Source organism: Vreelandella profundi, assembly GCF_019722725.1.
Taxonomy (GTDB): Bacteria; Pseudomonadota; Gammaproteobacteria; order Pseudomonadales; family Halomonadaceae; genus Vreelandella; species Vreelandella profundi.
On record NZ_CP077941.1, the window covers coordinates 940,284 to 956,400 of the forward strand.

Consider the following 16,117-nt stretch of genomic DNA (forward strand, 5'->3'; position numbering starts at 1 on the left):
AAAGAGTTACTGGCTTTTTTGCAGGCTGTCGCGTAGCCGCACCAAATCCTCTTTCAGCTCAGTCAGCGTTTCTATTGACTGCTCGCTCGCGTGCACGACGCAGCTAGGAATGTGGTAGGCCTGCTCGCGCAGCGCTTTGCCTTTTTCGGTAAGGTACAGCTCTACCACGCGCTCGTCTTGATGGCTGCGTTTACGAATTAGCAGCTGATCGGCTTCAAGTCGCTTGAGTAGCGGCGTCAGCGAACCGGGATCGGTTAGTAGGCGCTTACTCATGGTGCCAACGGTGATGCCATCGTTTTGCCACAGTACCAGCATGGCAAGGTATTGTGGGTAGGTAAGCCCCAGCTCTTTAAGCAGCGGTTTATAAACCTTCGTCATCATCAACGAGGTTGAATAGAGCGCAAAGCAAAGCTGGTGATCCAGTTCTAACGCGCTGCAAGATGGTTGCACAGACATGGGTGCTCCGAAACGAAAGACGTAGGCTAATGTAGCTTGATGAGGCGCCAGTGGCTAGATCTAGACGTTGGTCGTAAGTTGACGGTTTTGTTTTGACAAGCAATGAAGGCACCGTTAGCCTTTCATTCAATTGTTACCGGTAACAATTGAATGTGCCTGTATTTATATTCAATTTCTTCATTCATTGCCTTTTGAACGTCATGTACATTGTCGTTTCATATCTTTACACCATAGGCTTCACATCTGGAGAGCTAGCCCAATGATTTCCTCGTCTTACCGTATCTTAGTGATGGGCGCATCAGGATGTGGAAAATCGTTGATTGGCGAAAACCTAGCGCAGGCTTTAGGCGCCACCTTTATTGATGGCGATGATTACCACTCGCCAGAAAACGTGGCCAAAATGGCGAGCGGAACGCCGCTTAATGACAATGACCGCCATGGTTGGTTAGACACGCTTGCAGCGCTATTTGCTAATTATCAAGCGCAAAACGAGACGGTCGTGATCGCCTGTTCGGGCCTTAAGCGGCGCTACAGAGATCGCTTAAGAGGTGGCGATTCAGCTCTGCGTATTTTATACCTGGAAGGTACTCGCGAGCTGTTGCGAGAGCGGTTGGAAACTCGGGCGGGGCATTTCTTTAAGGGCGACAGCATGCTGGCAAGCCAGCTAGCCGACCTAGAACCGCCGGGCAGCGATGAGGCAATGACGGCTTCCATTGCACTTTCTCCCTCAACTATTGTTGGTCAATTTACCGCAACGCTAGAGCCGCCGCTTAGCCAAACCTTGGGCTAAAGAGGGGATAGGCATGGGGGCTCATTCTTCGTTAGGGTAGACCCATCGCACCCTCGCTGCACAAGGCCGCAATACTTTGAAGAAAAAACGCCCCACCCTACAGGATATTGCCAATCACGTAGGGGCTACCAAAATGACGGTCAGCCGCTGCCTGCGCGATCCTGAAACGGTTTCTGAAGCACTACGCGCGCGCATCTTCTCAGTGGCTGAGCAGGTCGGCTACATACCTAACCGAGCCCCGGATTTACTCTCCCGAGCGACCAGTCACTCTATCGGTGTGCTGGTGCCGTCATTGACCAATCAGGTGTTCGCCGATGTGATTGTCGGCATCGAATCGCTGACGGAACCCGCGGGCTATCATTTGATGCTTGCTCATTATGGCTATAGCCCTGAGCTTGAAGAACGTAGCTTGGCCTCGCTGCTCTCTTATAACGTCGACGGCGTGATCCTTTCTGACCGCGATCACACCCCGCGCAGCCTGCGTATGCTGGAAACCGCTGGTATTCCGGTGGTTGAAATTATGGATACTTACCGGCCCGCGCTGCAGCAGGCGGTAGGATACGATAACGTTCAAGCCGCTTATGACATGGTCAGTGCCATGATTCAGCGGGGCCGACGTCAGGTGATTTACCTGGGCGTACGGTTGGATGAGCGTACTCGACAGCGCGAGCAGGGTTACCGCCGCGCTATGCAAGAGCACGGGCTAACGCCGATCACGCTGAAAAGCACCCAGCGCTCTTCTTATAGCGTGGGCGCGGCCTTGCTAAAGCAGGTGCTAGCCGACTATCCAGACGCCGATGGCGTTTTCTGCACCAACGATGACGTTGCCGTAGGCGCTTACTTCGAGTGCCAGCGATGTGAGATTGACGTGCCGGGGCGCATGGCCTTGGCGGGATTCCACGGCCACGACGTGGGGCAAGTAATGGCACCTAGATTGGCTAGCGTGATTACGCCGCGTCAGGCCATTGGCGAGGCGGCGGCGCGCGAGCTTTTAGCGCGTATACGTGGCGAGCCGTTAACGCAGAACGTAATCGACTTAGGTTACCGAATTGAAGCGGGCATGACGCTATAGCGTGACGGCGGCTGCGGGACTGGCTAAAGTAACGTTTTCCCTTGCAATGAGGCCGTCTGTGGAGATTGCTCAGCTCAACATCTATCCCGTTAAGTCATTACAAGGCATCAGCTTGAGCCAAAGTGTGTTGCAGGAGCATGGGCTAGCCTGGGATCGCCGCTGGATGCTGGTGGATGCCCATCAACGTTTCGTGACTCAGCGTCAGCTGCCGGCGCTGGCCACGATCGGCGTTGAATTGACCGACGAGCACCTTGTGCTTTCACACCCCATCGTTGACTCGCTGCGCCTGCCATTAACTGAGCCCGAGGGAAACCTACGCCTCGTTAACGTGTGGAATGATCACTGCAAAGCGCGGCCTGAAAGCGAGGAAGTAACGCGGTGGCTAGAAGCTGCCCTGGGCGAACAGGCCCAAGGGCTCAGCTTGGTACGCTTTGCCACTGAGTTTAACCGTGCGGTCGAAGAAGATTTTCTGGACGGCGGGGCGGCACATACTTATTTCGCCGATGGCTACCCCTTTTTGCTTACCACTACCGGCTCCTTAGATGCCCTGAACCAAGCCTTGGTCGATGGTGGGCAATCGTCGGTGCCGATGAATCGTTTTCGACCGAATATCGTGATTAAGTGCGACCAAGCGTGGGCTGAAGACCGCTGGGTAACGCTGTCAGCGCAGAGCGGCGGTTTTCAACTAGCGCTGCGTAAGCCCTCAAAGCGTTGCAAAATTACCACTATCGATCAGTATACGGCGGCGGTACCTGCGCCTGCTGAACCGCTGAAAACGCTGGTGGTACTCAATACCCAGCCTACCCTGAAAGGCGCGCACTTTGGCCAAAATGCCACCTTGCTGGTCGGCGCGGGCGGCGTTATTCGCGTGGGGGATGCGCTGGAGGCAGTGGCCCGCCAGATCTAAGGCGCAGCAGCTTGGTAGCGATGGCCGTACCTATCAGCGTAACCACCATGCCGACGATAATCTGCAGGCTTAGCGTTTCGCCCAGCAATAAATAACCCCACACCAGCGCGCTAACTGGCACTAAAAAAGTGACTGTTGAGGTCGCGGTAGCCCCTGCGCTGGCGAGTAAACCAAAATAAAGCAAAAACGCCAGCGTGGTGCTAAGCGCTGCGAGCGAAATAGCGTTGCCCCAGGCCAGCGGGCTGATGGGGTCGCTGGGCCACAGCCATATGCCGGGAATCAAGAGCACCAGCGCCGACATCGCGCAGCTGCCCGCGGCTAGAACGCGTGTAGGCAGGTGGCCTAAGCGCGTCTTAGAGTAGTTGCCCGCAATGCCGTAGCAAAACGTAGCCCCGAGTACCGCCAAAATAAACCAGCCGTCGCCACCGAGTGCAAAGTCGAGCCGATTGGCGGAAAGAACGTAAACCCCCAGCAGCGCCAGGGCGAGTCCCCAGTACTGCTGGCGCTGTATAGCGGTGGCGAAGAAAAACACGCCTATCAATGCTGTGAAAATAGGCGTAGTAGCGTTAATGAGTGACGTGAAGCCTGCCTCAAGGCGCGTGGTGGCGAGTGCCAACAGCGAAAAAGGCAGTACGTGATTGACGATCCCTAGCAGTAATAGCGGGCCTTTATGCTGCCAGATTAGGCGTAGATAGTGCAGGCTGATAAGCAGTGGCATTAATAGCAGCGCGCCCACTCCCATACGTATTAGTACCAGAGGGACTGGCCCGAATTCGGGAGCGGCTACGCGCATAAAGATGAAGGACAGTCCCCAGAGTGATGAAAGCAGTAGCATACGCAGCGCATCAGCGGGTGACATGGGAAGCCCTTAATAGTCAGAGTGAAGTGGTTAGATAGCTAGCTTAAGGCTGAACACAGGCCGATGGAAGTTATTGAATGCGCTTGCTAGGCAGAGCAGCCAAAAATCAGCTACGCTGTTTAGGTAGCCGAGGTGGCATCTGCCGCTTAAGCTCAGAACGACATATTTTTCTGCCTATTAGCACGTACAAGGAGTTGTTCATGGATCGCAAAGCTAGCGCACGTTGGGAAGGTGGATTGAAAGATGGTAAAGGCACCGTTTCAACCGAAAGTGGCGTATTAGATGCCAAGTACTCCTTTAAGCAGCGCTTTGAAGATGAAAAAGGGACCAATCCTGAAGAGCTGATTGGCGCAGCCCATGCCAGCTGTTTTTCGATGGCGCTTTCAATGATTCTGGGCGAGAAAGGCTATACCGCTGATTCTATCGAAACCAGTGCTAAAGTGACTCTTTCCCAAAGCGATGCCGGATTCGATATTTCTAAAATTCACTTGGACGTTGTCGCCGCCATCAGTGGCGCAGACGATGCGGCTTTCCAGGAAGCAGCCGAAACCGCTAAAGCTAATTGCCCGGTTTCTAAAGTTCTTAATGCTGATGTCAGTATGACGGCTAAGCTGAAAGGCTAATGTTAATCTAAGTTATGGCGTTTTTTAAATAGCACTTATATTATTTTAAATAAAACGCCGCACAACAAAAAGCCTTGGCAATTGCCAAGGCTTTTATATTGGCTATTGTCGCCAATTCATTAGTCGCGCTTATACTCTTCGGCGTCTTTAAGAGCATCTTCAGACGCGTTAACGCTAATCATATAGCCTTCGCCATCTTCTTCTTTGGTGAGTTCGAGTGAATCCCACTCGATAGCAATGCTTTTTTCACCCACACCTAAAAAGCCACCGACGCCAACAACCACCGCGGTGATTTGGCCATCTTCGTTGATCACAAGATCGGTAATGGTGCCAATGTCTTGATCATCTTCAACAGTGCTCTGCACTTGATTGCCGGTCAAAGCATCCGAATGAAAGGTGTTTTCTGGTGTGGCAGTAAGGTAGGTCGCTTCCATTGTTTCGGTCGTTTCTTCAGCGCTGGCCATGCCTGCGGCAAGAATGAAAGCCGGAACGACGAGAGTGCCTAAAATAGCGGGTTTAATCATTTTCATGTTTGCTTGCTCCTTGCAGTTTTATCGGGACTGAACGACTCCGCGTTGCAATCCTAACGGACTAATAACGGTTGATAGCATTCCGGCTTTTACTGCGCTAGAAATTTTCTCATCGCTACTATTGCTGATGTTGTCAATCATCAAGCTAAGTTAACAATTAAGTTATATTAGCTGGGTAAGATGATCAACGCCGCCTTGTGCATAACGCCACTAAGACAACTTCTAGCTTAGTCGCTGTGTTGAGAAATACAATCGATTCATTGGAACTTTTAGCGGGCCATGTGGATATTTAGGGCCGTAGCGCCGTCGCCATGCGACAATCTACCGAGTTGACCTACTGTTCAGCAATGGTCATATTGCCGGATCAAATGGCCGCTTTCAGCCCGCTTGCCATTACTGTAAGGCGAGGCCGTATACAAAGGAGAACCCATGATATCGACTGCTAGGCGCTACCCCTTAACGCGTATTAAGCAGCTGTGGCTCGGCAGTATCACGCTGGGTGCATGGCTGTTGGCGTCGTCTGCTGCTGCCAGCGGCGGGGACTCTCCTCGTGGGCATTATCCGCTGCCTGAAAACGGCAATATGGTGGGCGAGGTCTATACCGTTGCAGCCACGGAAGAAGATACGTTGATGGATATTGCCCGGGCACACAACGTGGGCTACGAAGAAATTCGTATGGCTAACCCTGACGTCAGCCTATGGGTGCCGGGGGAGGGAACCGAGGTAACGATCCCAGGGCAGTTTATTCTTCCCGATGAGGAGCGTACTGGCATTGTGATTAACGTGGCCGAGCTGCGCCTTTATTACTATCCCGACGTGAAGGCTGGCGAAACGCCGCGAGTAGAAACATATCCTATCGGCATCGGGCGTGACGCCTTTAATACGCCGCTGGGAATTACGGAAACGACCATGCGGCTTGAAAATCCGGCCTGGTATCCGCCTGAATCCATTCGTCGTGAGGCGGCCGAACGTGGCGACCCAGCCCCTGCCGTGGTGCCCCCCGGTGCTGAGAATCCTTTAGGCCGCTTCACTATGCTGCTGGATATCCCGGGCTATATGATTCACAGCACTAACCAGCCAGATGGCGTTGGAATGCGCGCCAGCAGAGGGTGCATCCGCATGTATCCTGAAGATATTGAATCTGTGTTCTGGCGCGTGCCGGTGGGTACCCAGGTCAATATTATCGATGCGCCGATCAAGCTAGGCTGGGGTGCCAGTGATGAAAGTTTTGTGCAGGCCTTTACCTCGACGGACGAGCAGGCCTATGGCATGCAAACGCTGTTAAATGTCGTCGGATTAATTGAGCAATACGAAGGCGGCAATCCGCGTAGCGTCGACTACGAGCAGGTGCGCGAGGTGCTAGATCAATCCAACGGCCAGATCGTTCCTCTCAGCAGCTAAGCGCCTTACTCGCTAGCGGGCGGGGTCAAGTACGCCGCCCAGCGAGGCATTGCGCCGAAACCAGCCCGCAATGCTGGTGCGCGACTGGCGGGTGGGCAGCACTTCGTGGGCGATAGTTTCAGACAAGAAGCAGGCGAAGGTGCCTGCTTCGGGTATCACCCGGGCGATCTCCAGGGCGGGGTCGTCTGGGTGGTAGATCACCATTTCGCCACCGGCATCGCTTGGCCAGTCGGGTGTTAAGTAGCTGACGGTGGAGATCACGCGATTGGCGCGACCACGAAAACTATCCACGTGGCGTTGATAAAAAGCGCCGGGCGGATAGTGGGAAAAATGTGCTTCATACTCAAACAGACCTAAAAACAATGCATGGTTAAGCGCCTGCTGTAGCTCGCTCATGGCATCTAAGTAACGCCGCTGAGCCGCGCTTTCACGATCTAGCCAGTGAATAGCATCCCCGCGAATATCTTTACGCAGCAGATGCTGCTGGCCTCGGCCAATTCCCGCTTCATCTAAGTTGTTGTAAGCCGCGCGGTGCAGAAGCTCGTGATTCAGCGCGTCACAAAGTTCAAGGTCAATAACCTCTCGGCCGACATACCAGCCCTGTTCGACCAGCGCGTCCACCAGGGCGTTTTGAGTTGCTGTTTGCAGCACGGGTGACGACGTAGTGATGGTCGGGGTCATTTATTAGATCTCGATGGCGCCGGGCGAGAAGGCGTGGCAGATGAGCTAGGCAGCCGGCTTGTGCGCTCCGGATAATACTGTAGAGGGCCCTGCGGGCGTTGATATAAATCAATGGACATGCCAAAACCCTCTGCCAGTAATTCCACCAGCATCATTGCCGACAGCCCCCAAATAATATGGCCATCGACGTGATAGCTGGGCACATAGTGAGCAACGCCATCGACCGTAATCACATCGGTATGGGTGCGGTAGTCGTCTAAAAAGTGGCTAAGCGGAACCTCAAAAATAGCATCAAGCTCACCCGGGTCAGCCACCAGCGGTAAATCAGGCGGAATAATGCCGACCCAGGGTGTAACGCGAATCCCATGCAGTGAAATAACATCCGACAGCCTTCCCAGCGGTTCAACCAGGCGAGGGTCGAGGGCAATTTCTTCTTCAGCTTCGCGCAGCGCCGTAGCGTAGAGGTCGCTGTCAAAAGGCTCACGCTTGCCTCCTGGAAAGGCGACCTGGCCGCTGTGAGTGCTTAAGTGGCTTGCACGGCGGGTAAATAGTAAGGTTGGCTCTGGACGTTCGACAATGGGTAAAAGCACGGCGGCTTCGCGCATCACGATGTGATCCAAGCGCTGAGGAGTCAGTTGTTGCAGCTGTTTACGCAGTTTCTCTAACATAGGGTATCCAATGACTTTGTTCTCTTTTACCCAGCAGCGGCCATTGACGTCAAGCGCGTCGAGGCTTCTATTCACTAGCCGTTGAGAATACGCGATGAATTTTTGTAGCCAGTGTGGTGATAAAGTACGTTTTGCCGTCCCTGAAGGTGATGATCGCCCACGCTACCTGTGTGATGCCTGCGATACGATCCATTATCAAAACCCGCGCATTGTGGCCGGCACGCTGCCGGTCAGCGGTAGCAAAGTATTGCTCTGTAAACGCGCGATTGCCCCGCGCAAGGGCTATTGGACGCTACCTGCGGGCTATATGGAAAATGCTGAATCTACTCAGCAGGCCGCGGCCAGAGAAACCCGCGAAGAGGCCTGTGCCGAGGTTGAGCTTGCGAACCTGTACACGTTAATTGATTTACCGCATATCAATCAGGTGTATATGATTTTTCGCGCGCAGCTTGTCGGTGGCTTCAGTGCCGGCCCAGAAAGCCTTGAGGTCGCGTTGTTTGAAGAACACGAAATTCCTTGGGATGAGCTGGCGTTCATGACCATTGAGCGCACGCTGCGCCACTTCTACGCGGACCGCCCTAAGAATGAGTTTCCACTGCATATCAGCATGGTGACACCGGAAGATCGCGAGCGTTATTTTGGCAGCGCCTAATCGACTAAAAATAAGTGGGCGCGCGCGTTACAAATCAGCGAGTAGCCAAACATCATAAGCGACTTCTTCGTAGGGATGGGCAAGTTTCAAGGCCGCAATAGTGCCGTGAATATGGGCCTCGTCGCATATCATCTCGATTTTGAATTCTTCAACGCTTGCCAAGCTGCCGACCGCGCCGATATGCGGGTTGGCGCCTTCCGTTGGGCGAAACTGACCCGTGCCGCGCGTTTGAAAACAAACATTTTCATACAAGCCGATATGCCCAGCGCCAGCCTCAAATACGGCCTTTTTAACACTTTCGGCATCGTCGATGGGAACGTAAAAAGCCAGTTTATACATGTGTTACCTCCAAATAGTATGAGCGTGGCGAGACGATCGACCACTTGCCTATTAGCGACGCTTGTCTATCAACGAATAGGTGGCTTCTGGTCGCGGCATTACCTTTGTATGATGACACCTTGAATAACATTGAGAGAGCCACGTATGGATAAATTCGAGGTTAAGCTGGATCAGGCCGCCAGAGCTGCCTGGATGTCCTACGTGGGCGGAATGACCCAGGATGAGATCGCCTGCCAGTTAGGCGTCTCTAGGCCGGGAGTACAGCGGCTATTGGCGCTGGCGCGGCAGGAAGGGCTGGTCAAAGTCCACATTGATCATCCTATTTCCACCTGCATGGCGCTAGGCAGTACGCTACGTGATCACTTTAGCTTAGCCTACTGTGAAGTGGTACCTGCGGATAATCACGCCCCTGACAGCGCACTTTCCTACTTAGCGGTAGCCGCCGCCGAACGGATTGCCCAGTTAGTTGAACGTAGTGAGCCATTAACGCTTTCGTTAGGCTCTGGGCGTTCGGTACGCGCGGCAGTCGAAGCGCTTAGGCGCGTTGAGCGGCCGCAGCATCGATTTGTATCGCTGGTAGGTAATGTCGCCAGGGACGGCTCGGCGAACCGCTACGATGCCGTCATGCTGATGGCCGATAAAACCGGCGGAGAACGTTTTTTGCTGCCGGTCCCCGTGGTGGCGGAGTCGCTAGATGAAAAAGAAGCGATGCTAACGCAGCGCCTGTTCAAGGCGATTGCTGACGTGGCCCAAGAATCAGAAGCCGCCTTTATTGGCGTGGGACGCATCGACCGGCAGGCCACGCTTTTTCAGGATCACTTTATTAGCGAAAGCGAGCTGGATGAGTTGTTGGGCTTAAAAGCGGTGGGGGAATTATTGGGCTGGCCGCTGAACAGTGATGGCGAAGTCATTGACTGTTCGATTACACGCCGTATTACCAGCCTCCCCTTAGAGCGCTTTGGTAAACATCTCATGGTCGCCATTGCCGGCGGCCGCGAAAAAGCGCCGGCGATTCACGCAGCGCTGCGGGGTGGCTGGCTGAAAGGATTGGTGACCGATGAGGTCGCCGCACGGCAGATTGTAGAGGCGCTATAGCCCGTCGTTGTGCGCAGCAAGAAATAGGTTAGCGTAAAGTCTAAGCCCATGGGCTTTGCTTTTTTTTGACTTACGTACGATCATTTGTTCGATAGATGATCAATAAGATCAAGGCGACAACAATGCCAACACATGCCCATAGGAGTGCTTTATGCGACTCGCACGTCACTTGCCCGTCACCACGCTAGCCGCCGCCATTGCTTTTGCAGGAAACGCCCAGGCGCAAACAGAAATTACCGTGGCGACGGTCAACAACAACGATATGGTGATCATGCAGAGCCTCACAGAGGCTTTCGAGGAAACACATCCTGATATTACGTTGGATTGGGTGGTGCTTGAGGAAAATGTGCTGCGTCAGCGAATGACCACTGATATTGCCACCGGCGGCGGTCAGTTTGACGTGATGACCATTGGCACTTATGAAGTGCCGATCTGGGCAGAGCGCGGCTGGCTATCACCCCTGAATAATCTACCCGACGACTACAACGAAGACGATCTGCTGGCCTCCGTTCGCGAAGGTTTGAGCCTGGATGGCGAGCTTCACGCGCTGCCGTTTTACGCTGAAAGCTCAATGATGTACTACCGCCAGGATCTGTTTGATAAAGCGGGCATTGAAATGAGCGAGCAGCCCACCTGGGAAGAAGTCCGCGAGTGGGCGGGCGAGCTGCACGGCAGCGAAGAGGACGTGGCCGGCATCTGCCTGCGTGGCAAGCCGGGCTGGGGTGAAAATATGGCGTTCCTTACTACCCTCGTGAATACCTACGGTGGCCGCTGGTTTGATGAGGAATGGAACCCGGAACTCAACTCTGAGGAGTGGGTTAGCGCCATTCAGTTTTATGTCGATTTGCTCAACGATTACGGCCCGCCAGGCGCAAGCTCTAACGGTTTTAACGAAAATCTGGCGCTGTTTGCGCGGGGCAACTGCGCTATGTGGGTTGACGCTACGTCGGCGGCGGGCAAGCTCTACGACGGCGATGAATCTGATGTGGCTGACAGCTTAGGTTTTGCCCCGGCACCCATAGCAGAAACACCTAAAGGCTCACACTGGTTATGGTCTTGGGCGCTCGCTATTCCGGCCTCTTCCGAGAAACAGGACGCGGCGTTAGAGTTTATTACCTGGGCGACGTCAGAAGAGTACATTGAGCTTGTCGGTGAAACCCAAGGCTGGACCAGCGTGCCCCCAGGCACACGTGAGTCTACCTATGCCAATGAGCAGTACACCGAAGCGGCTCCCTTTGCTGACTTCGTGCTCAGAGCCATTAAAGAAACCGACCCGAACGACTCAACGTTAAAACCAAACCCTTATGTTGGCGTGCAGACGGTCAATATTCCCGAGTTCCAGTCGATTGGTACTCAGGTTGGTCAAACCATCGCCGCTGCCTTGACCGGTGACACTACGGTAGAGCAGGCGCTAGACAATGCCCAGCGCGCCACCGAGCGCACGATGCAGCGAGCGGGCTACATCGAGCGATAAAAGTGATTAACGCCTGCCTGTTCACGTGGCTATTCACAGTGACGGCAGGCTTTTTATCGCTATGTTCTAACCGTTTTCGTAAAGAGCCTCGTATTTCGCAGGTAACCCCATGACTAAAACCCGTGCTTCCGGCCGAACCGTCGGCGGGCTGAGAACGCTTTTTCTTCAAGCACCAGCCGTCACGCTACTGCTGCTATGGATGATTGTGCCGTTAGGCATGACGCTGTGGTTCTCCTTCCAGTATTACAACCTGCTAATGCCCGACATGACCGGCTTTGCCGGGGTGGAAAACTATCAATACCTGTTAACCGACCCCGCGCTGTGGAGAGCCATGGGCAATACGCTGCTACTGGTCGGGTCAGTGCTAGCGATTACGGTGATTGGCGGCACGCTGCTGGCGGTGCTGTTTCAGCAGGATTTCGCGGGGCGTGGGATAGCCCGTGTACTGGCGATTTCGCCCTTTTTTGTCATGCCCACCGTCAGTGCACTGGTGTGGAAAAACATGATGATGCACCCCTCTAACGGTGTGTTGTCGTGGCTATTTGAATCCGTAGGCCTGCCCGCGCTGGATTGGTTTTCTGCGCTCCCCCTGACCTCCATTGTGATTATCGTCGCTTGGCAGTGGCTACCGTTTGCCTTGCTGATTCTGCTCACCGCCATGCAGTCACTTGATGAGGACCAAGTGGAAGCGGCAAGAATGGATGGCGCGGGGCCGGTGGCTATTTTCTTCTTTATTACGCTGCCGCACTTAAGACGCGCCATTAGCGTGGTGATCATGATTGAAATGATCTTCCTGCTGACGATTTTTGCGGAAATTTTTGTGACGACCTCGGGCGGGCCAGGCCTGGCGACCACCAACTTGGCTTACCTGATTTATATCCGTGCGCTACTGGATTTTGACGTGGGCACTGCGTCCGCCGGTGGGGTGATCGCGATCATTCTCGCCAATATCGTGGCGATCTTCCTGGTCCGCATGGTGGCCAAAAACTTGGAAGACTAGACCGGCACTTGTGTCTTGGGAGTACTTCGATGACAACATTACGTTCCACAACGGCTGCGCCTCGCTCGGTGTCGGGTTGGCGTTCAGCACAAGCCAAACGAGCGATTATAACGGTGCTGGGCTGGTCGGTTGCCTTGGTCATCTTCTTCCCGATTTTCTGGATGATATTGACCGGGTTTAAAACAGAAACGGCGGCCATTGCTGACCCTACGCTGATTTTTTCACCTACCTTAGAGAGTTACCAAGAAGTGCAGGCGCGATCTGGCTATGCACGCTTTGCGCTTAACAGCGTCGCGGTGGCGTTTGGCTCTACCTTCTTCGCGCTGTTAATTGCCATCCCCTGTGCCTATGCCATGGCGTTTTTGCCGACCAAGCGCACTAAAGGCACGTTGCTGTGGATGCTTTCCACCAAAATGCTGCCTTCGGTAGGCGTGCTGGTGCCGATCTATCTGATCTTTCGCGATGTTGGCCTGCTCGATACCCGGACCGGATTAATCATTATTTATACGTTGATGAACCTGCCGATTGTCGTGTGGATGCTCTACACATTCTTTAAAGATATGCCCAAAGACATTCTGGAAGCCGGGCGTATGGACGGTGCCTCGACGCTTCAGGAAGTGTGCTATCTACTGCTGCCGCTAACGCTGCCAGGCATCGCTTCCACTGGCCTGCTGTCGGTGATTTTGAGTTGGAACGAGGCGTTCTGGAGTCTCAATCTGACGACCTCGAATGCCGCGCCGTTAACGGCTTATATTGCCTCATTCTCAAGTCCTGAGGGGCTGTTCTGGGCCAAGTTGTCTGCCGCTTCCACGATGGCGATTGCGCCCATTTTGATACTGGGCTGGATGACTCAAAAACAAATGGTACGTGGCCTGACCTTTGGTGCCGTCAAGTAAAGGAGCTTCCTCATGGCAACACTACAACTACGCAATATTACCAAGCACTTCGGCGACACCCAGGTAATCAAGGGTATCGACCTTGAGGTGAATGATCGTGAATTCGTGGTCTTCGTAGGCCCCTCCGGCTGCGGTAAGTCGACCCTGATGCGCATGATCGCCGGGCTGGAAAGTGCCAGCGACGGCGACATCTTAATCGATGGTCAGCGTATCAATGACGTTGGTCCAGCCGATCGCGGCCTGGCGATGGTTTTCCAAAGCTATGCGCTTTATCCGCATATGACGGTGGAAGGCAATATGGGCTTCAGCATGAAGCTTGCGGGCGTGTCGAAAGAGGAGCGGCGTGCCAAGGTGCTGGAAGCGGCCAAAATTCTGCAGCTCGAACCGCTGTTAGACCGCAAGCCGAAGGCGCTTTCCGGCGGTCAGCGCCAGCGCGTGGCGATTGGTCGCGCCATTGTGCGCAATCCCAGCATCTTCCTGTTTGATGAGCCGCTTTCCAATCTAGACGCCGCGCTGCGTGTGCAGATGCGTATTGAACTGGCACGCCTGCACGATGAGTTAGACGCGACCATGATCTACGTCACCCACGATCAGATCGAAGCCATGACCATGGCGGATAAAATCGTTGTGCTCCACGACGGTGTGGTCGAGCAAGTGGGCTCGCCTATGGCGCTCTATCACCACCCGCGCAACCGCTTTGTAGCAGGGTTTATCGGCTCTCCCAAAATGAATTTTCTACCGGTAACGCTGACCGGCGTGACGCCTGAAGGCGTGGGTATTCGATTACCCGGCGGCGGTGAGCGCAGCGTACCGGCTGACGGCCAGCACCTGGCCGCTAACGCTACGCTTGAGCTAGGCGTTCGCCCGGAACATCTGTTACTTGATGAGCAAGGACCCTTGAGTGGCGAGATTAAAGTGCTTGAGCGCCTGGGTGGCCAGACCTCGCTCTACGTTCAAATGGATGATGAGCTGGTCACGATTATGGCCGATGGTGATGTGGCCTACCGGGTGCACGACACGGTGCACTTTGGTTTTGCCCCTGAGCGTGCGCACTTGTTCGATGCCGGTGGGCTAGCGTTAGCCAGCCTGCAGCAGCACCCATTAGCGGGGCTGACCCGCCATGACAATCGTGCCCCCGGCTCGCCTGCAGAGGAGCCTGCATGAAGACGCTGATCTTTGACTGCGATGGCGTGCTGGTGGATAGCGAGGCGCTGGCGGAAGACACCCTCGTTGAGTATCTGGCGCGCTGGCTGCCCGACCTTAACGTCAACCAGGTGCTCAGCCAGGCACTCGGCATGACCACCGCGAATATTTTACGTCACCTTGAGCAGCTAAGTGCCCACACCTTGCCGCTCGATGCCACCGAACAAATGGATACGGCCATTGAGACGCGCTTGGCGAGCGAGCTTAAAGCGATTGAGGGTGCGGATGACGCCATTCGACGTATACCGCTTGGCAAAGCGATTGTTTCCAACAGCCGGCGCAGCCGCGTGATGGCCTCGCTGGCAAGCACCCAGTTAGCGGATGCGTTTGGCGACGTGCCGATTTTTACCGCGGAGCAGGTCGCTAAGCCCAAGCCGGACCCCGCGCTGTATTCGCTGGCAGCACGTCAGTTGGGTCAATTGCCTAAAGACTGTCTAGTGGTAGAAGACAGCGTTGCCGGCGTGACCGCTGCGCACGCGGCCGGCATGTGTGTGATTGGCTTCATTGGCGCCAGTCACGTAGATGCTGAACAGTCAGCGCGACTAGCTAGCGCCGGTGCGTGGCGCATTTTAGACCACATGCGCGGCTTGGAAGCCTTGGTAAACGAGTGGCAGGCCAGCGCCTAGCGCGTCTCAACGAGAAATCGCTATGAAACTAACCAATAAAATTGCCGTAATCACGGGCGGTGCTCGGGGCATTGGTCTGGCCATTGTTCAGCGCTATTTAGCCGAAGGGGCTAGCGTTGTGGTGGCCGATATTGACCAGACCGCCGTGGAGGCCGCTGTATCGATACTGCAGCAGCATTCACCTGCTGAAAATATCATGGGGGTTGCGCTAAATGTCTGCGATCAACGCTCGATCGATGCCATGGTCGAGGCGGTCACCCATCGCTTTGGACGGATTGATATTTTAGTCAATAACGCTGCTGTGTTTGATATGGCGCCGGTGCTTGAAGTGTCTGAGGCAAGCTTTGATAAGCAGTTTGCGGTGAATACTAAAGGCATGTTTTTTACGCTTCAGGCGGTGGCACGCTCAATGGTGGCTAGCGGCCAGGGTGGGAAAATCATCAATATGGCCTCCCAGGCGGGGCGCCGCGGCGAAGCATTAGTCAGCGTTTACTGCGCGAGTAAAGCTGCGGTGATAAGCCTTACGCAATCCTGTGGTTTGGATCTTATCAAGCACGGCATCAATGTTAACGGCATCGCACCTGGCGTAGTGGATACGCCAATGTGGGAAGAGGTCGATGCGCTGTTTGCACGTTTTGAGAATCGCCCGCTGGGTGAGAAAAAACGCCTGGTCGGCGAGGCGGTACCGTTCGGGCGTATGGGCTTGCCTGATGATCACACCGGCGCTGCGGTGTTTTTAGCCAGCCATGACAGTGACTTCGTGGTCGCGCAAACGCTCAATGTCGATGGCGGCAATTGGATGAGCTGAGGCAGCCCATTGCGGCTAGTGAGCCTTGACTGGAGAA

At 54.5% G+C, this 16,117-nt stretch carries 19 protein-coding genes; 13 read left to right on the top strand and 6 right to left on the bottom strand.

Annotated features, from left to right (window positions below):
• Positions 1-6 precede the first annotated feature (6 nt).
• A complete protein-coding gene (locus KUO20_RS04365) occupies positions 7-456 on the bottom strand; it encodes a MarR family winged helix-turn-helix transcriptional regulator (RefSeq protein ID WP_235041685.1) in 450 nt (149 codons plus the stop codon).
• Positions 457-715: 259 nt separating this feature from the next.
• On the opposite strand from KUO20_RS04365, the gene KUO20_RS04370 reads away from it, so the two are divergent.
• From KUO20_RS04370 to KUO20_RS04380, 3 genes are all read left to right on the top strand, one after another.
• A complete protein-coding gene (locus KUO20_RS04370; protein ID WP_235041686.1) occupies positions 716-1,246 on the top strand; it encodes a gluconokinase in 531 nt (176 codons plus the stop codon).
• 76 nt (positions 1,247-1,322) lie between these two features.
• Positions 1,323-2,318, top strand: a complete 996-nt coding sequence (gene gntR / locus KUO20_RS04375) for a gluconate operon transcriptional repressor GntR (protein WP_235041687.1) — start codon at positions 1,323-1,325, stop codon at positions 2,316-2,318.
• Between the two features lie 58 nt (positions 2,319-2,376).
• The gene (locus tag KUO20_RS04380) at positions 2,377-3,225 is read left to right on the top strand and encodes an MOSC domain-containing protein (RefSeq protein WP_235041688.1); all 849 of its coding nucleotides are present in this window, start codon (positions 2,377-2,379) and stop codon (positions 3,223-3,225) included.
• Here the strand turns inward: KUO20_RS04380 and KUO20_RS04385 are convergent.
• Entirely contained in the window at positions 3,179-4,084 is a 906-nt protein-coding gene (locus KUO20_RS04385; protein WP_235041689.1) for a DMT family transporter, read from the bottom strand. The genes KUO20_RS04380 and KUO20_RS04385 overlap by 47 nt on opposite strands.
• 200 nt (positions 4,085-4,284) lie before the next feature.
• Here KUO20_RS04385 and KUO20_RS04390 point away from each other — a divergent pair, with 200 nt between their 5' ends.
• Positions 4,285-4,707 (top strand): OsmC family protein, encoded by a 423-nt coding sequence (locus KUO20_RS04390; protein ID WP_273543300.1) that lies wholly within the window; start codon positions 4,285-4,287, stop codon positions 4,705-4,707.
• Between the two features lie 119 nt (positions 4,708-4,826).
• Here KUO20_RS04390 and KUO20_RS04395 read toward each other — a convergent pair whose 3' ends face one another.
• Positions 4,827-5,237 carry a PRC-barrel domain-containing protein gene (locus tag KUO20_RS04395; RefSeq protein ID WP_235041691.1) on the bottom strand — a complete coding sequence of 137 codons (411 nt, stop codon included), beginning with the start codon at positions 5,235-5,237 and terminating at the stop codon, positions 4,827-4,829.
• Between the two features lie 429 nt (positions 5,238-5,666).
• Here KUO20_RS04395 and KUO20_RS04400 point away from each other — a divergent pair, with 429 nt between their 5' ends.
• Positions 5,667-6,638 carry a L,D-transpeptidase family protein gene (locus tag KUO20_RS04400; protein WP_235041692.1) on the top strand — a complete coding sequence of 324 codons (972 nt, stop codon included), beginning with the start codon at positions 5,667-5,669 and terminating at the stop codon, positions 6,636-6,638.
• Positions 6,639-6,650: 12 nt separating this feature from the next.
• Here the strand turns inward: KUO20_RS04400 and KUO20_RS04405 are convergent, their stop codons facing one another.
• Together KUO20_RS04405 and KUO20_RS04410 are read right to left on the bottom strand one after the other, a co-directional pair.
• Positions 6,651-7,319 carry a 2OG-Fe(II) oxygenase gene (locus tag KUO20_RS04405; protein ID WP_235041693.1) on the bottom strand — a complete coding sequence of 223 codons (669 nt, stop codon included), beginning with the start codon at positions 7,317-7,319 and terminating at the stop codon, positions 6,651-6,653.
• Entirely contained in the window at positions 7,316-7,987 is a 672-nt protein-coding gene (locus KUO20_RS04410; RefSeq protein ID WP_235041694.1) for a CoA pyrophosphatase, read from the bottom strand. Before KUO20_RS04410 ends, KUO20_RS04405 begins: the two co-directional genes overlap by 4 nt.
• A gap of 94 nt (positions 7,988-8,081) precedes the next feature.
• Between KUO20_RS04410 and KUO20_RS04415 the strand changes: the two genes are divergently transcribed.
• Positions 8,082-8,639, top strand: a complete 558-nt coding sequence (locus KUO20_RS04415; protein WP_235041695.1) for an NUDIX hydrolase — start codon at positions 8,082-8,084, stop codon at positions 8,637-8,639.
• A gap of 27 nt (positions 8,640-8,666) precedes the next feature.
• Here the strand turns inward: KUO20_RS04415 and KUO20_RS04420 are convergent, their stop codons facing one another.
• Positions 8,667-8,978 carry a YqfO family protein gene (locus KUO20_RS04420; protein ID WP_235041696.1) on the bottom strand — a complete coding sequence of 104 codons (312 nt, stop codon included), beginning with the start codon at positions 8,976-8,978 and terminating at the stop codon, positions 8,667-8,669.
• 144 nt (positions 8,979-9,122) lie between these two features.
• On the opposite strand from KUO20_RS04420, the gene KUO20_RS04425 reads away from it, so the two are divergent.
• The 7 genes from KUO20_RS04425 (at position 9,123) to KUO20_RS04455 (ending at position 16,080) form a co-directional block, all read left to right on the top strand.
• Positions 9,123-10,073: a sugar-binding transcriptional regulator gene (locus KUO20_RS04425; protein ID WP_235041697.1), complete on the top strand. Its 951-nt coding sequence runs from the start codon at positions 9,123-9,125 to the stop codon at positions 10,071-10,073.
• A gap of 151 nt (positions 10,074-10,224) precedes the next feature.
• Positions 10,225-11,547: an ABC transporter substrate-binding protein gene (locus KUO20_RS04430; protein WP_235041698.1), complete on the top strand. Its 1,323-nt coding sequence runs from the start codon at positions 10,225-10,227 to the stop codon at positions 11,545-11,547.
• Positions 11,548-11,656: 109 nt separating this feature from the next.
• On the top strand, positions 11,657-12,547 hold the full coding sequence (locus tag KUO20_RS04435; RefSeq protein ID WP_235041699.1) for a carbohydrate ABC transporter permease: 891 nt from the start codon (positions 11,657-11,659) through the stop codon (positions 12,545-12,547).
• 29 nt (positions 12,548-12,576) lie between these two features.
• A complete protein-coding gene (locus KUO20_RS04440; RefSeq protein ID WP_235041700.1) occupies positions 12,577-13,443 on the top strand; it encodes a carbohydrate ABC transporter permease in 867 nt (288 codons plus the stop codon).
• Between the two features lie 12 nt (positions 13,444-13,455).
• Complete coding sequence (locus KUO20_RS04445) at positions 13,456-14,607, top strand: ABC transporter ATP-binding protein (protein ID WP_235041701.1); 1,152 nt, start codon at positions 13,456-13,458, stop codon at positions 14,605-14,607.
• Positions 14,604-15,272, top strand: coding sequence for an HAD family hydrolase (locus KUO20_RS04450; RefSeq protein ID WP_235041702.1), 669 nt, complete (start codon positions 14,604-14,606; stop codon positions 15,270-15,272). Before KUO20_RS04445 ends, KUO20_RS04450 begins: the two co-directional genes overlap by 4 nt.
• A 22-nt stretch (positions 15,273-15,294) precedes the next feature.
• Positions 15,295-16,080 (top strand): L-iditol 2-dehydrogenase, encoded by a 786-nt coding sequence (locus KUO20_RS04455; RefSeq protein WP_235041703.1) that lies wholly within the window; start codon positions 15,295-15,297, stop codon positions 16,078-16,080.
• Positions 16,081-16,117 lie beyond the last annotated feature (37 nt).

Excerpts from the sequence above, each read along its gene's own strand:
- KUO20_RS04365 (WP_235041685.1), bottom strand. The coding sequence starts at position 456 with ATGTCTGTGCAACCATCTTGCAGCGCGTTAGAACTGGATCACCAGCTT.
- KUO20_RS04370 (WP_235041686.1), top strand. The coding sequence starts at position 716 with ATGATTTCCTCGTCTTACCGTATCTTAGTGATGGGCGCATCAGGATGT.
- KUO20_RS04385 (WP_235041689.1), bottom strand. The coding sequence starts at position 4,084 with ATGTCACCCGCTGATGCGCTGCGTATGCTACTGCTTTCATCACTCTGG.
- KUO20_RS04390 (WP_273543300.1), top strand. The coding sequence starts at position 4,285 with ATGGATCGCAAAGCTAGCGCACGTTGGGAAGGTGGATTGAAAGATGGT.
- KUO20_RS04395 (WP_235041691.1), bottom strand. The coding sequence starts at position 5,237 with ATGAAAATGATTAAACCCGCTATTTTAGGCACTCTCGTCGTTCCGGCT.
- KUO20_RS04400 (WP_235041692.1), top strand. The coding sequence starts at position 5,667 with ATGATATCGACTGCTAGGCGCTACCCCTTAACGCGTATTAAGCAGCTG.
- KUO20_RS04405 (WP_235041693.1), bottom strand. The coding sequence starts at position 7,319 with ATGACCCCGACCATCACTACGTCGTCACCCGTGCTGCAAACAGCAACT.
- KUO20_RS04410 (WP_235041694.1), bottom strand. The coding sequence starts at position 7,987 with ATGTTAGAGAAACTGCGTAAACAGCTGCAACAACTGACTCCTCAGCGC.
- KUO20_RS04415 (WP_235041695.1), top strand. The coding sequence starts at position 8,082 with ATGAATTTTTGTAGCCAGTGTGGTGATAAAGTACGTTTTGCCGTCCCT.
- KUO20_RS04420 (WP_235041696.1), bottom strand. The coding sequence starts at position 8,978 with ATGTATAAACTGGCTTTTTACGTTCCCATCGACGATGCCGAAAGTGTT.
- KUO20_RS04425 (WP_235041697.1), top strand. The coding sequence starts at position 9,123 with ATGGATAAATTCGAGGTTAAGCTGGATCAGGCCGCCAGAGCTGCCTGG.
- KUO20_RS04430 (WP_235041698.1), top strand. The coding sequence starts at position 10,225 with ATGCGACTCGCACGTCACTTGCCCGTCACCACGCTAGCCGCCGCCATT.
- KUO20_RS04435 (WP_235041699.1), top strand. The coding sequence starts at position 11,657 with ATGACTAAAACCCGTGCTTCCGGCCGAACCGTCGGCGGGCTGAGAACG.
- KUO20_RS04440 (WP_235041700.1), top strand. The coding sequence starts at position 12,577 with ATGACAACATTACGTTCCACAACGGCTGCGCCTCGCTCGGTGTCGGGT.
- KUO20_RS04445 (WP_235041701.1), top strand. The coding sequence starts at position 13,456 with ATGGCAACACTACAACTACGCAATATTACCAAGCACTTCGGCGACACC.
- KUO20_RS04450 (WP_235041702.1), top strand. The coding sequence starts at position 14,604 with ATGAAGACGCTGATCTTTGACTGCGATGGCGTGCTGGTGGATAGCGAG.
- KUO20_RS04455 (WP_235041703.1), top strand. The coding sequence starts at position 15,295 with ATGAAACTAACCAATAAAATTGCCGTAATCACGGGCGGTGCTCGGGGC.